The organism is Tabrizicola caldifontis, from assembly GCF_004762095.1.
Classification (GTDB): domain Bacteria; phylum Pseudomonadota; class Alphaproteobacteria; order Rhodobacterales; family Rhodobacteraceae; genus Tabrizicola; species Tabrizicola caldifontis.
Genome location: NZ_SIJH01000013.1, coordinates 104,932 through 118,459 on the forward strand (window position 1 = coordinate 104,932; position 13,528 = coordinate 118,459).

The 13,528-nt window shown below is 66.8% G+C and carries 11 protein-coding genes; 7 read left to right on the top strand and 4 right to left on the bottom strand.

What is annotated here, in order from left to right; genetic code table 11:
• Positions 1-8 precede the first annotated feature (8 nt).
• The 4 genes from EYB42_RS12470 to EYB42_RS12480 all read right to left on the bottom strand — a co-directional run bounded on the left by EYB42_RS12470 (position 9) and on the right by EYB42_RS12480 (position 4,613).
• Complete coding sequence (locus EYB42_RS12470; protein WP_135450443.1) at positions 9-1,076, bottom strand: flagellar motor switch protein FliG; 1,068 nt, start codon at positions 1,074-1,076, stop codon at positions 9-11.
• 72 nt (positions 1,077-1,148) lie between these two features.
• Complete coding sequence (locus tag EYB42_RS17385) at positions 1,149-1,313, bottom strand: hypothetical protein (RefSeq protein ID WP_167851014.1); 165 nt, start codon at positions 1,311-1,313, stop codon at positions 1,149-1,151.
• Between the two features lie 138 nt (positions 1,314-1,451).
• Complete coding sequence (gene purB, locus EYB42_RS12475) at positions 1,452-2,756, bottom strand: adenylosuccinate lyase (RefSeq protein WP_135450444.1); 1,305 nt, start codon at positions 2,754-2,756, stop codon at positions 1,452-1,454.
• Between the two features lie 81 nt (positions 2,757-2,837).
• Complete coding sequence (locus tag EYB42_RS12480; RefSeq protein ID WP_135450445.1) at positions 2,838-4,613, bottom strand: trypsin-like peptidase domain-containing protein; 1,776 nt, start codon at positions 4,611-4,613, stop codon at positions 2,838-2,840.
• Positions 4,614-4,806: 193 nt separating this feature from the next.
• Between EYB42_RS12480 and EYB42_RS12485 the strand changes: the two genes are divergently transcribed.
• The 7 genes from EYB42_RS12485 to EYB42_RS12515 all read left to right on the top strand — a co-directional run bounded on the left by EYB42_RS12485 (position 4,807) and on the right by EYB42_RS12515 (position 13,491).
• Entirely contained in the window at positions 4,807-5,733 is a 927-nt protein-coding gene (locus EYB42_RS12485) for a glycine--tRNA ligase subunit alpha (RefSeq protein WP_135450446.1), read from the top strand.
• A complete protein-coding gene (locus tag EYB42_RS12490) occupies positions 5,730-6,206 on the top strand; it encodes a DUF6446 family protein (RefSeq protein ID WP_135450447.1) in 477 nt (158 codons plus the stop codon). Before EYB42_RS12485 ends, EYB42_RS12490 begins: the two co-directional genes overlap by 4 nt.
• A gap of 2 nt (positions 6,207-6,208) precedes the next feature.
• Positions 6,209-6,874: an FkbM family methyltransferase gene (locus EYB42_RS12495; RefSeq protein WP_135450448.1), complete on the top strand. Its 666-nt coding sequence runs from the start codon at positions 6,209-6,211 to the stop codon at positions 6,872-6,874.
• 22 nt (positions 6,875-6,896) lie between these two features.
• Complete coding sequence (gene glyS, locus EYB42_RS12500; protein ID WP_135450449.1) at positions 6,897-8,981, top strand: glycine--tRNA ligase subunit beta; 2,085 nt, start codon at positions 6,897-6,899, stop codon at positions 8,979-8,981.
• A gap of 155 nt (positions 8,982-9,136) precedes the next feature.
• Positions 9,137-11,692: a putative PEP-binding protein gene (locus EYB42_RS12505; protein ID WP_135450450.1), complete on the top strand. Its 2,556-nt coding sequence runs from the start codon at positions 9,137-9,139 to the stop codon at positions 11,690-11,692.
• A 183-nt stretch (positions 11,693-11,875) separates the two neighbouring features.
• Entirely contained in the window at positions 11,876-12,496 is a 621-nt protein-coding gene (locus tag EYB42_RS12510; RefSeq protein WP_135450451.1) for a cell wall hydrolase, read from the top strand.
• A gap of 89 nt (positions 12,497-12,585) precedes the next feature.
• Complete coding sequence (locus EYB42_RS12515; RefSeq protein WP_135450452.1) at positions 12,586-13,491, top strand: dihydroneopterin aldolase; 906 nt, start codon at positions 12,586-12,588, stop codon at positions 13,489-13,491.
• Positions 13,492-13,528: the final 37 nt, after the last annotated feature.

Sequence of the window (13,528 nt, forward strand, 5' to 3'; positions counted from 1 at the left end):
CGGTCGCATCAGTCTTCCTCCTCGCGGATCAGGGTGATGTCGCCCGCTGTCTCAAGCGCGCGAATCGCGGCGACGATCGCGGTCATGGCGGCTTCGCCGTCCTTTTCCTTGACCTTTCCGCGGGTTGCGATTTCCTCGCGCAGACCCTGGGCCAGGCGCTGCGAGATGTTGGCCAGAAGGAATTCTGCGGCCTCTTCCAGTTCGGGCCTGCCCTGGGCGGCGGCAAGTGCGGTGACGAGCTGCGACTGTTCCACCATTCGGGTAACCTTTGGCGCGTCGCGCGGGTGCAGGCGGGCGGGGATATGCGCGAAGGTGAAGATCGCCTTGCGTACCTCGGCGGCGAAATCGGCGTCCTCGGCATCCAGACCCTTCAGCACGCCGTCGCGCGTGGCCGAGGCAGCGACATTCAGGATGGCCCCGACCCGTTCGACCGGTCCCCGGTCGAAGGCGCGGGGCGGCTGATTGTCGAGCTCGCTGAGCAGCGCCACGCCAATCCGGCGTACGGTTTCGGGATCGACGTTGCCGGTCATTGAGACCGCATGGGCAACCCTCCGCGCGCGCTCGCCGGGCAGTTTTCCCAGAAGTTCCGCCGCCCTGGGGACCGGAAGCTTCGACAGCATGACGGCCCCGATCTCTACCGCCTCGTCCATCAGGATCGGCAGCAGGCGGTCTGACGGCAGCGCTGTGATACGTTCCCAGGGGTCGATCCTGGATGAGGCAGAGGCCATGCGGCGCAGGCGCGAGGCGGCCGACTGCGAGATGTGGCCGTCCATCATCGACAGTGCCCCCTCTATCCCGCCGGGAAAGGCAAGGCCGACTGAATCGAGTTCGGCCAGGAATTCTGCCACAACCTCATCAAGGGTGGCGCGGTCGATCAGGCGCATCTTACCCATCTGTTCGGCCAGCGCGGCCTGCATGTGTTCGGGAAGCGAGGCCAGCGGCAGGGTCGTGCCCTGTGTCAGCAGGTAGCGGACGATGACTGCCGCCTTCTGTCGCGCCGTCAGAACGCGGCACGAGGAAGACGCCACACTTCGGTCAGGCGCTGTGCGAGAGAGGGGGACAAGATCCTGCGGCATGGGCACCCCTGGCGATTCAGATGCCCGAAGCTTCGCTGCCGCAGGTTAATGCAGGCTTAGCGGTGCTGGAATTCAGCTGGAAGGTGTGGCGATGCAGGTCCCCTTTTCGGCATCCCAGGTATAGCCCGGCATGCAGGATGCCGCGGTTTCCTGCCTTTCCTTGCCCGGACAGCCCGAATAGGCCAGCGCCGGCGTCAGCGAGAGGGCAAGCGCGGAGAGGGTCAGTGCGATCTTCATGGTCGTCCTCCTGTCGGTTCGGGGTTCAGACGGATCCGATGCGATTGGCGTCGGCGCGTCCCTGAAAGGTAGCACGGACCGATCGCAATCAAGCAGCGAAAACCGCGACCCCGCGCCGCAGGCCGGATCACGCTTCCGTCAGCTGCCGAAGACCCGGGCGAAGATGGTATCGACGTGTTTGGTATGGTAGCCGAGGTCGAACTTCTCCTCGATCTCGGCCGGGGAAAGCACGGCCGTCACCTCGGGGTCGGCAAGCAACTCGGCCTTGAAGTCGGCACCCTTTTCCCAGACCTTCATGGCGTTGCGCTGCACCAGGCGATAGGCATCCTCGCGCGAAACGCCGGCTTGGGTCAGGGCCAGAAGCACGCGCTGGGACATGACCAGTCCCTTGAACTTGTTGAGATTCTTCAACATGTTTTCGGGATAGACCACCAGCTTCTCGATCACCCCGGCCAGCCGGTGCAGGGCGAAATCCAGCGTGATCGTGGTGTCGGGGCCGATCATCCGTTCGACCGATGAATGCGAAATGTCGCGTTCGTGCCAGAGCGCCACATTCTCCAGCGCAGGGGTCACGGCCATCCGGACAAGGCGCGCAAGGCCGGTCAGGTTTTCGGTCAGCACCGGGTTGCGCTTGTGCGGCATCGCGCTCGATCCCTTCTGGCCGGGCGAGAAATACTCCTCGGCCTCCAGAACCTCGGTGCGCTGCATGTGGCGGATCTCGATGGCCACGTTTTCGATGCTGGAGGCGATCACGCCAAGTGTGGCGAAGAACATGGCGTGGCGGTCGCGGGGGATCACCTGGGTGCTGATCGGTTCGGGAACCAGGCCCAACATCTTGCACACATGTTCCTCGACCCGCGGGTCGATGTTGGCGAAGGTGCCGACCGCGCCGGAAATCGCCCCGGTGGAGACTTCCTTCCGCGCGTTTTCAAGCCGTTCCCGGTTGCGCTTCATCTCGGCATAGAAACGGGCGAAGGTCAGGCCCATCGTCGTGGGCTCGGCATGAATGCCGTGGCTGCGGCCGATGCGGATGGTGTCCTTGTGTTCGTAGGCCCTCGCCTTCAGCGCGGCGAGCACCCGGTCGAGGCCGTTGAGCAGCAGGTCTGCGGCACGGACAAGCTGGATGTTGAAGGTCGTGTCCAGCACGTCCGACGAGGTCATCCCCTGATGGACGAAGCGCGCCTCTTCATTGCCGATGATTTCGGCCAGATGGGTGAGAAAGGCGATGACATCGTGCTTCGTGACCGCCTCGATCTCGTCGATGCGGGCCACGTCGAAGGGCACGTCCTTTGCGCGCCAGACGGCTTCGGCATTTTCCTTGGGGATCACGCCAAGGGCGGCCTGGGCGTCGCAAGCGTGGGCCTCGATCTCGAACCAGATGCGGAAGCGGGTTTCAGGGGACCAGATCGCCACCATCTCGGGGCGGGAATAGCGCGGGATCATGCGGGCACCTTCGCGGCGGACTTCGGGGACGCCGCCCCCTTACGCCGCAAGGGGGCAGGGCGCAAGCGCCGCAGGTGCCGATCAGTCCCAGCAGGAGACGAGGACCGTCATCCCGGCGCCAAGTTCCGAGAGGTCATAGGGCGGCAGGGCGCCCTGCGCACGGGCTTCGGTCGGGGCGATGCCCCCCGCGGTCAGCACCCGCGCGACCTCGGCGCCCGTGGCGGCAAAGAAGGTGCCGGGCGGCAGAACCTTGCCTTCGGGCCCGCCGCCGGGCAGCAGAACCCCGATCACCGCGCCCGTGGCATCCAGCACCGGCCCGCCGGTGTCGCCGGGCATCGCCTGCACGGACAGCCGCTTGATGCCCGTTTCTCCGTTCAGGCCGGTCAGCTCATCGAGGGTGCCGAAGGTCATTACCGGGGCAGGAAGGCGGTCCTCATAGGAATAGCCGGCGACCATCACCTCTGTCCCAGGCCTTTCCGGCCCGGTCTGCAAGCTGGCCACCTTGCGCGGCGCCAGTGGGGTTTTCGGCCTCACGACAGCCAGTCCGGCGGCAGCGTCGGTCAGTACCACCTGGCCTTCGGTCTGCCGGTCCAGCGTGATGCGCCCGCATCCGGTGACGGCCTCGGTCGTGGTCAGCACCATCCCCTCGCCCGAAACGAAAATGCCCGAACGGCTGAAGCGCGGCTTGCGCACGTCGAGCCCCGACAGAAGCCCCGCCTTTGTCTCGGCAGCAAGAGGAACCATTCCGGGGTCAAGGGCACGGGTGCCGGTCATGGTGAAGCTCTGTTCCATGGCCTGCAGGATGCGCGCATCACGTTCCCCGTTTCCGGGCGCCGAGATGAGCATCCAGCCCTTGATCAGCCCGCCCCGAAGTTCGGCAAAGACCGTGGTATCCACCCGGTCCGACGTGCCGCGGATGCGGAAGCTGCGTTCACCAAGCTGCCGCTCGCCGGTCAGCGGCACGGCATCCAGCGTCTGAACCATCTCGTAAAGCCCGGCAAGGGCCGCCTGGTCGCCAGGTTGCGAGATCAGGACGATCCGGGGCCCCGCGTCCTGCCGGGGCCGGAAGTGGACGAAGGGCGGTTCGTAATGGTCGAACTCGACCAGGCCAAGGGGCAGGGTGATGCTGATTCCGGCTTCGGGCTCGTCCAACCGGGCAAAGCCGAAGGCGGCGGTCTCGTCGCGGTAGTCCTGCAACAGTTTCGCGCGCTGGCGGCTGGTCAGGATGCCGGTTGGTTCCAGCATGCCCTGCGCCTGCTGCCAGGCGGACATCGAATTGCGGGTACCCGGTCCGAAGGCGCCATCGATGCCACCCTGGTAGAAGCCGAACCACTGCAGCGCCACCTGCAGTTCCTTGCGCTGCTCCTCGGTCAGAAGCGACTCGCTGTCGCGGGCTTCGGTGCGGGTTTCGTCGGCGATTGCCGCAGGTTCGGGGGCAGGGACGGCAATTTCCGGCACCGGGTTTCCGGGTTCGGGGGCAAGAGTGACCGCCTCTGGTGCCGCGGCCCCGGCGGGCGGCCAGTATTGTTCGCCGAAGTTGCTGGAGAAGGCGATGAAACTGTCGGCCGGGATGGCACGCGACCGTTTCAGATCATTCAGGCGCCGGTTGCCTTCGTCGGCGGGATAGGGACCGATCATGATGCCATACCAGCCCGAGCGCAGCAGGTAGCCCTGGGTTTCGGGGAACCGTTCGGCATAGACGCGGGCGCGGGCCTCGGCCTCGGCGCGGGTCGGCTGTGCCTCGATCTGGACCCAGACCTGCCCTTCCTGCGCCTGCCCCGGATGGGGCCGCAAGGCCATGAGGACCATAAGCAGAAGGCAGGCGGCAAGGGGACGAAGAGGCACACGAAAGGTCACTGGGCGGATCCTGCGCTTTGGCTGCGTGTTTCGCGCGACATTAGACAACCGCGCCGCTGCGGCAAGGGTGGAACCGACCCGGCCCGGTCACAATCGGGCGGGGTTGCGACGGGTCATTCCGGAATTGACCCTTATCCTGCCAGTGGGTAGGGAAGGCGCGACCTTCCCTACCGGCCAATCGCAAGGGTGCGCCATGACGCATGAGACGACCACGCCCCGCAGCTTTCAGGAGATCATCCTGCGCCTGCAATCCTATTGGGCGTCGAAGGGCTGCGCGGTCCTGCAACCCTATGACATGGAGGTAGGCGCGGGCACCTTTCACCCGGCGACCACGCTGCGGTCGCTGGGCACGAAGCCCTGGGCGGCGGCCTATGTCCAGCCGTCGCGCCGCCCGACCGACGGACGCTATGGCGAGAACCCGAACCGCCTGCAGCACTATTACCAGTATCAGGTCATCATCAAACCCAGCCCGCCCGATCTGCAGGACCTTTATCTGGGAAGCCTGCGCGCCATCGGCATCGACCTTGACCTGCACGACATCCGCTTTGTCGAGGACGATTGGGAAAGCCCGACGCTTGGCGCCTGGGGCCTGGGCTGGGAGGTCTGGTGCGACGGCATGGAGGTTTCGCAGTTCACCTATTTCCAGCAGGTCGGCGGGCACGACTGCAAGCCGGTGTCGGGCGAGTTGACCTATGGCCTGGAACGGCTGGCGATGTATGTGATGGGCATCGACCATGTGATGGAGATGCCGTTCAACGACCCGGATGCGCCAATTCCTCTGACCTATGGCGATGTCTTCCGCCAGACGGAAGAGGAATACAGCCGCCACAACTTCGATGGCGCCACGACCGAGATGCTGTTCCGGCATTTCGAGGATGCCGAGGCCGAATGCGAGCGTCTGCTGGCCTTCGCGCCGGACGACCCGAAATCGGGCAAGCGCATCGTCATGGCGCACCCGGCCTATGACCAGACGATCAAGGCAAGCCACCTGTTCAACCTTCTGGACGCGCGGGGCGTGATCTCGGTCACCGAACGGCAGGCCTATATCGGCCGGGTTCGGGCCTTGGCGAAGAAATGCGCCGACGCCTTCCGGCAGACCGAGGCGGGGGCGGACCTGTGAATGTGGGCAAGATCGCCGTGGCCGTGATCCTTCTGACCGCCGTCATCGGGGGTGCGGCCCTCTGGTACACCGCCGAGCGGGCCTTTTACGAGCCGGTGGCCTTCACGCCGGGGCAGGAAATCCGGCTGGTGCCGCTGAACGGCGACCAGCCGGAGGCCATCGTCGCCAATGACATCCAGGGGATCGACGCACCCTCGTCCCCGATAAAGTTCCGCGCCTGCTTCACCACGCCCCTCACGCTGGCCATGCTGACCGAGACCTACCGCCCCTATGAGGGCGCTGTGCCCCTGGTCGCGCCCTCCAACTTTCCCTGTTTCGACGCCGAGGCCATCGGCCGCGCGCTGGAGACGGGTGAGGCGCTGGCGTTCCTGTCGGAACCCGACATCCGCCCAGGCGTTGACCGTGTGGTGGCCGTCTTTGCCGACGGCCGCGCCTATGCCTGGCATCAGACCAACAGCAGTCTGAAGGACTGACGATGGCCGAGGACGACGACGCCCTGAGAAAGCTGAAGCGCCGCCACAAGCGCGATTTGCGCCATGCCCGGGCCGAGGGTCTGCTGTCCGGTATCCTGTCGATGCTGCGCCCAGGTGATGTCGTCGTGGATTGCGGAGCAAACCAGGGCGATGTGACCGCTCCCCTGGCCGCGACCGGGGCCGTCGTGCACGCCTTCGAGCCAGATCCCTATAATCTTGCCAAGCTGCGCGATCGCTTTGCCGGGGCCGACAACGTACATGTCCATGCCGCGGCCGTGGGCACGACTGCGGGATCGGTGCGATTGATGCGTGCGGCGAACTGGGATGCAAACCCCGATCTGGCGTCTGTCAAGAGCACGGTGGTCACCGGAGGCCACAACATCGCAGAAGGTGAGGCGATCAACGTGCCGCAGGTCGACTTTCCGGCCTTCCTGCGCGGGCTGGTGATGGCCCACGGGCGGGTGACCTTCGTCAAGCTGGATATCGAGGGAGCGGAACTCGAGCTTCTTGAGGCCATGCTGCGCGAGCGGCTCTTCGACGATATCCAACTGACGGTCGCGGAAACCCACGAGCGCAAGTTCAAGGAGTTGAGGTCCCGGTTCGACGCCTTGCGTGCTGCCGTAGCCGAAGCTTACCCGCCGACCCGCGTCAACCTCGACTGGATCTGATTTGCTCGCTGGAACCGATGACATGCCCGACCTTCTGATCGAACTCTTCTCCGAGGAAATCCCGGCCCGGATGCAAGCCCGCGCGCGCGAGGATTTGCGGAAGCTGGTCACCGACGGGCTGGTCGAGGCCGGGCTCACCTATGCCTCGGCCGGGGCCTTCTCCACCCCGCGCCGGCTGGTCCTGTCGGTCGAGGGGCTGACGGCCGAAAGCCGCCCGGTGCGCGAGGAACGGAAAGGGCCGGCCACCACGGCGCCGCAGCAGGCGATCGAGGGCTTCCTGCGGTCCACCGGCCTGACCCTCGACCAGCTGGAACGCCGCGCCGACAAGAAGGGCGAGACCTTCTATGCCGTGATCGAGAGGCCCGGCCGCAAGGCGCCCGAGATCGTGGCCGAGGTGCTGGAAACAACGATCCGCAATTTCCCCTGGCCGAAGTCGATGCGCTGGGGGTCGGGCTCCTTGCGCTGGGTGCGGCCCTTGCAGTCGATCCTGTGCATCCTGTCGGACGAGGGCGGGGCGCATGTCGTGCCGCTGGAGGTGGACGGCATCGTTGCGGGGAACACGACCGAGGGCCACCGCTTCATGGGGATGGGCCGGTTCACGGTCACGGGGTTCGATGATTACCTGGTGAAGCTCAAGCGCGCGAAGGTGGTGCTGGACAGCGCCGAACGCGAGGCGGCGATCTGGCAGGGCGCGCAGAACCTGGCCTTTGCCGCCGGGATGGAGGTCGTGCCCGACCCCGGCCTGCTGACCGAGGTCGCGGGGCTGGTGGAATGGCCGGTGCCGCTGATGGGGCGGATCGCGGACGACTTCCTGTCCTTGCCGCCCGAGGTCCTGCAGACCTCGATGAAGGAGCATCAGAAGTTCTTCTCGGTGCGGAACCCCAGGACGGGCCGGATCGAGGGCTTCGTGACGGTCGCCAACATCGAGGCCGCGGACGGCGGCGAGGTGATCCTGAAGGGGAACCAGAAGGTGCTGGCTGCGCGGCTGTCGGACGCGAAGTTCTTCTGGGAGAACGACCTGCGCGTGGCGAAGGCCGGGATGGTCGAGTGGGTCGAGGGGCTGAAGGCCGTGACCTTCCACAACAGGCTGGGGTCTCAGGCCGAGCGGATCGAGCGGATTGCGGCGCTGGCGCGCGAGATCGCGCCGCTGGTGGGTGCGGATCCTGCTGACGCCGAGCGCGCGGCGCGCCTGGCGAAGTTGGACCTGCGCTCGGCGATGGTGGGCGAGTTTCCCGAGTTGCAGGGCGTGATGGGCCGCTATTACGCGCTGGAGGCCGGGGAGAAGCCTGCGGTCGCCGATGCCGCGCGGGACCACTGGCGGCCGAAGGGCGAGGGCGACGCGGTGCCGGTGGAGCCGGTGTCGGTCGCCGTGGCTCTGGCCGACAAGATCGACACGCTGACCGGGTTCTGGGCCATCGACGAGAAGCCGACGGGGTCGAAGGACCCGTTCGCCCTGCGCCGCGCTGCGCTGGGGGTGATCCGGCTGGTGCTGGGGAATGGGGTGCGGGCCTCGCTGGCCGAGATCGTGGCCGGGGGCATCGCCCGGCATCCCGCCGCAGGTCCGCATGGAATGTCGGCCGCGCTCGACCTTCTCTTCTTCTTCCACGACCGTCTCAAGGTCCATCTCAAGGACCAGGGCATCCGGCACGATGTCATCGACGCCTGCCTTGCCATGCCCGGTAGCGACGACCTGACGCTGCTGGTGAAGCGGGCAACGGCGCTGTCCGAAACGCTCAAGACCGAGGACGGGGCGAACCTGCTGCAGGGGTTCAAACGGGCGAACAACATCCTGGCCCAGGCCGAGGCGAAGGATGGGGTCGAGTATTCCTTCGGCGCGGAAGCGAAATTCGCGGAAACGGCGGAGGAACGCGCGCTGTTTGCCGCTCTCGACGCGGCCGAGGCGCGGATCGGGCCGGCGATGGCGGCCGAGGATTTCGCCGGGGCCATGGCCGCCATGGCCGGCCTGCGCGCGCCCATCGACGCCTTCTTCACCGCCGTGCAGGTGAACAGCGACAACCCGGTGGTGCGGCGCAACCGGCTGAACCTGCTCAACCGCATCCGCGCGGTCTGTTCCGGCGTTGCCGATCTGAGCCGTATCGAGGGCTGATCGCCCCCCACCCTCATCCCCTTCCCACGGAGGGGGGGGAGGCACCCGCGACTGGCGGTTTGCGGACTGCCCAAGGATTCATCGTCGTCCTGCCATGTCACGCTTGCGTGACAGGGCAATCGGCGTATGCTGCGCCTGAATACAGGGGTGCTGCGGTGCAGAAACACGATCCCATCGCCGAATTCGCCCAGATCACGCCAGGCGCGCAGATCGCGACGGCCACGCATGGCTGGCGGGCGAAATGCCTGCAGCGGCTGGTCCGGCTGGATCTGCCGGTGCCGAAGTCGGTCGCGCTGCCCGCCTCGACCGTTCGCGCGATCGCGGCGGGGCACGGGGTGGATGCGGCAGGTATCCTAAACCATTTCGGTGACGGGCCGCTGATTTCCGTGCGCCCCTCGCCGGCAAACCCAGACTGGGGCGGGCCCGCGACGATCCTGAACATCGGGCTGAACGCCAAGCGCCATGCCCGTCTGGCCGAAACCCATGGCGAACAGGCAGCGGATGCGCTGTATCTGCGCTTCGTGCAGGCCTATGCGATTCATGTGGCCCGGCTTGACCCGGAGGTCTTCGACGGCCTCAAGCCAGGCCCCGGCGCCCTGCGCGATGCCTTGCGCGAATACGAGGTCGAGACTGACGAACCCTTCCCCCAGGATCCCGCGCGGCAGTTGTCGGAGGTGTTGCGCAGCATGGCACGGGCATGGGAAGGCACCTCTGCCCGGCTGCTGCGTCAGGCCAAGGGCGCCCCGGAAGAGGCGGCGCTGGGCCTTGTGGTGCAGGAGATGGCCCAGGGCATCGGGCAGGGGATCAGCGGCAGTGGCGTGATCCAGTTCGTCGATCCGGTTACCGGCCAGCCGCAGATTACCGGGCGCTATCTGGGCCAGAGCCAGGGCCGGGACGCGCTGAAGACGACAGAGGCGCTGTATCTGACCCGCGATCCGCGCGGCCCCTCGCTGGAGGACGTGGCCCCCGAGATCTTTGAAAAGCTGGTCGCATACGGCGCCATCTGCCGGGCCCGGCTGCGCGAGGAGATGCAGATCGAATTCACCGTCGAGGACGGCCGTCTGGCGGTGCTGGATGCAGTAAAGGTGCCGCGGTCGGCGCGGGCGGGGCTGCGCATCGCGGTGGCGCTGGCCGAGGATGGGGTGATCGAACGTAACGAGGCAGTCCTGCGGGTCGAGCCGCAGGCGCTTTCCGAATTGCTTCACCATCAGGTCGATCCGCGCGGGAATCGCGACGTGATCGCGCGCGGGATCGCCGCCTCGCCGGGGGCGGCCACCGGGGTTCTGGTGTTCTCCTCATCCGCCGCGCAGGCGGCAGCGGCGCGGGGTGAACCCTGCATCCTGGTGCGCCGCGAAACCTCGCCCGAGGATATCCGCGGGATGCATTCGGCGGCGGCTGTGCTGACCGAACGCGGCGGCATGACCAGCCATGCTGCGGTGATCGCACGCGGGCTGGGGTTGCCCTGCGTGGTGGGGGCCAGCGACATGCGGCTGGATGCGCGCGACCGCAAGCTCACCACGGCCGATGGTCGGGTGTTCCGCGAGGGCGACGTGGTGACGCTGGACGGGTCGAAGGGCGAAGCGCTGGCAGGCGCGGCCATCATGCTGCCCCCGGCGCTGGATGACAGCTTCCGCCGGCTGCTTGCCTGGGCCGACGAGGTGCGCGACATCGGAATCCGCGCCAATGCCGACACCCCCGCTGACGCCGAGACCGCGCGCAAGTTCGAGGCGGAAGGCATCGGCCTGTGCCGCACCGAACATATGTTCTTCGACGAGGACCGCCTGGTCGTGATGCGCGAGATGATCTTTGCCGACGCGCCTGGCGACCGTGCCGCGGCGCTCGCGCGGCTTCTGCCGATGCAGCGGGCGGATTTCGTGCAACTCTTTGAAATCATGCAGGGCCTGCCGGTCTGCATCCGCCTGTTCGACCCGCCGCTGCACGAATTCCTGCCCCAGACGCGCGAGGGCCTGCGCGAGCTGGCCGAGGCTCTGGATCGCCCCCTGTCCGAAGTCACCCGCCGGGCCGAGGCGCTGACCGAGGTCAATCCGATGCTCGGTATGCGCGGGGTGCGGCTGGGGGTGGTGCTGCCGGAGATCTACGACATGCAGGTCCAGGCGATCTTCGAGGCGACGCTGGAATCGGCCCGCCGCGGCGCGCCGGTCGTGCCCGAGATCATGATCCCGCTGGTCAGCGCGCGCCGCGAGGTGGAGCTGATCAAGACCCGGATCGACGCCGTCGCCGCCATGGTGCGCACCAGGGCGGGGGCCGGTTTCGACTACAAGCTGGGTGTCATGGTCGAAACCCCGCGCGCGGCGCTTCGGGCGGGTGACATCGCCCAGCACGCGGCCTTCCTGTCCTTCGGCACCAACGACCTGACGCAGATGACCTATGGCCTCAGCCGCGACGACGCAGGGCGGTTCATGAACACCTATGTCCGGCAGGGGGTCTTTCCCGAAGACCCCTTCCACATCCTTGATGTAGACGGGGTTGGAGAGTTGCTGCTGATTGGTGCGGAACGTGGCCGCAGAACGCGGAAAGACCTGACATTGTCCATCTGTGGTGAACACGGCGGCAACCCGGAATCGATCGCCTTCTGCCGCAGGGCCGGGTTCGATTATGTCTCCTGCTCGCCCTACCGTGTGCCAATGGCGCGGCTGGCTGCGGCGCACCTTGCCTTGAAAGATCGAAAATCATCATTCAAAAACAGCTGATTGCCGGAAGGACTTGAGGTTTGGGTCGCATTTTTCGGCGAGATTCCGCCGAAAGATCGGCCAAAAGCGTTGCTTTTTGGCAACAGCGGTAGACCGCCCCCTGGTTCCTCGCCTAAGCCCCCGACCGCTTGCAAAGGCGGGGACTGCTTCCGCCGCGTTCGAAAACAATGACGGAAGAGCAGAATGAAACTGTCTGATGTGGGGCGCAGGGTGGCGCCCCTTCTCGTGGCGGCCATGGCGGCCGCCCCTGCCATGGGCGATGTCCACTCCTCCTCCGTTTACGATATGCGCATGCCTGATGTGCGCATCCCCGTGATCACCCGGTTGCCCGACCCCGACATGTCAGGAATGCTGCCGGCCGCCGCCCAGACCGACGGCCTGACCGAGGCCTGGCTCATGGCGCTGCCTGCGCCCGAGGGCGATGCCGAGTGGCAGTGTCTGACCGAGGCCATCTATTTCGAGGCACGCGGCGAAAGCCTTGAAGGCCAGATTGCGGTGGCCGAGGTCATCCTGAACCGCGTGGACAGTCCGCTTTACCCGCGAACGGTCTGCGGTGTGGTCAAGCAGCGCGGTGGCGGGGGCTGCCAGTTCTCATACGCCTGCAACGGCAAGGTCCGGATGCGGGAAAAAGGCGCGGCCGATCTTGCGGGCCGGATCGCCCGGGCCATGCTGGACGGGGCGCCGCGGCTGCTGACCGATGGCGCGACGCACTTCCACGCCCGCGCCGTGCGTCCGAACTGGTCGAAACGCTTTGCGCGCACCGCGACCATAGGGGCCCATACGTTCTACCGCCATCCCGGCTGAGATGTCGTCTTCTGCGCGCAATCGGGCGGCTTCCCGCTTGGCCCGCCCGCCCCGCGTGGTATGAGGAGCGCAATCCCGCGGAGGCGCCCATGACCATGTCCGATATCGAGCTTGCCTTCGCGCATCCGGAGGACAGGGCCGAGGCCTCTGCCAGCGCCGACCCGCGCGACCGGATCAGCCTTCGCGATCATGTCGTCGAGGCCGAGATCGGCGCCTTCCAGCAGGAACGCGGCCACAAGCAGCGGCTGCGCTTCAATGTGGTGGTCGAGGTGCGCCCGGTGACCGGGCCGCTGGACGATGATGTGGACCGTATCCTCAGCTACGACCGGATCACCGAGGCCATCGCGGCCGAACTGGCGGCAGAGCGGCTGAACCTGCTGGAGACGCTGGCTGAACGGGTGGCGGAGCGCATCCTGGCCGAACCCGCCGCCATGCGCGCCTTCATCCGGATCGAGAAGCTGGACATCGGTCCCTATGCCCTTGGGGTGGAAATCGTGCGTTCGCGCGCCGAGGTGCCCCTGCGCCGGACGGATGACAGCGAAGCGACGGTGCATCCGCTGGTGGTTCATTTCGACAACGCGGCGATCGCCGACCCCGCGCTGCCGGCACGGCTGGACGCGCTTCAGGCCGAGGGGCTGCCGCTCATCCTGACTGTCGGCCTGCCGGATCTGCCGCGGCCCGTGACCGGCCACAAGCCGACGCAGCGCCGGATCGACCTGCTGGCCATCGAACAGAACGCCTGGGCCCTGGCCGCCCGCGATCCGCGCTGCGTCGTGGTGGCGACGCGCACCGAAATCGACTGGGCGATGAAGCGCGGCCAAACGGTAGTCTGGGCCCCATCGAAGCTGGTGCTGGACGCTGTGGACGGGCCGAAGGGGACCGAACCGGTGACGCTGGCCCTTTGGCTTGCCGAAACGATGGCCGCAACGGCATTGGTTGTTCACGGCCAGGTTGCAGTGCCGGCAGGAAGCCGCGTGCCGGTGAAACGGGTGTGACGCTTCCCCCTTGCCAAGCGGTCGGGCTTCGGCCACT

What these genes read in the sequence shown, in the direction of transcription:
- EYB42_RS12510 (WP_135450451.1), top strand. Translation starts at nt 11,876, where the DNA reads ATGAAACTGTCTGATGTGGGGCGCAGGGTGGCGCCCCTTCTCGTGGCG.
- purB (WP_135450444.1), bottom strand. Translation starts at nt 2,756, where the DNA reads ATGATCCCGCGCTATTCCCGCCCCGAGATGGTGGCGATCTGGTCCCCT.
- EYB42_RS12470 (WP_135450443.1), bottom strand. Translation starts at nt 1,076, where the DNA reads ATGCCGCAGGATCTTGTCCCCCTCTCTCGCACAGCGCCTGACCGAAGT.
- EYB42_RS12495 (WP_135450448.1), top strand. Translation starts at nt 6,209, where the DNA reads ATGGCCGAGGACGACGACGCCCTGAGAAAGCTGAAGCGCCGCCACAAG.
- EYB42_RS17385 (WP_167851014.1), bottom strand. Translation starts at nt 1,313, where the DNA reads ATGAAGATCGCACTGACCCTCTCCGCGCTTGCCCTCTCGCTGACGCCG.
- EYB42_RS12485 (WP_135450446.1), top strand. Translation starts at nt 4,807, where the DNA reads ATGACGCATGAGACGACCACGCCCCGCAGCTTTCAGGAGATCATCCTG.
- EYB42_RS12515 (WP_135450452.1), top strand. Translation starts at nt 12,586, where the DNA reads ATGACCATGTCCGATATCGAGCTTGCCTTCGCGCATCCGGAGGACAGG.
- glyS (WP_135450449.1), top strand. Translation starts at nt 6,897, where the DNA reads ATGCCCGACCTTCTGATCGAACTCTTCTCCGAGGAAATCCCGGCCCGG.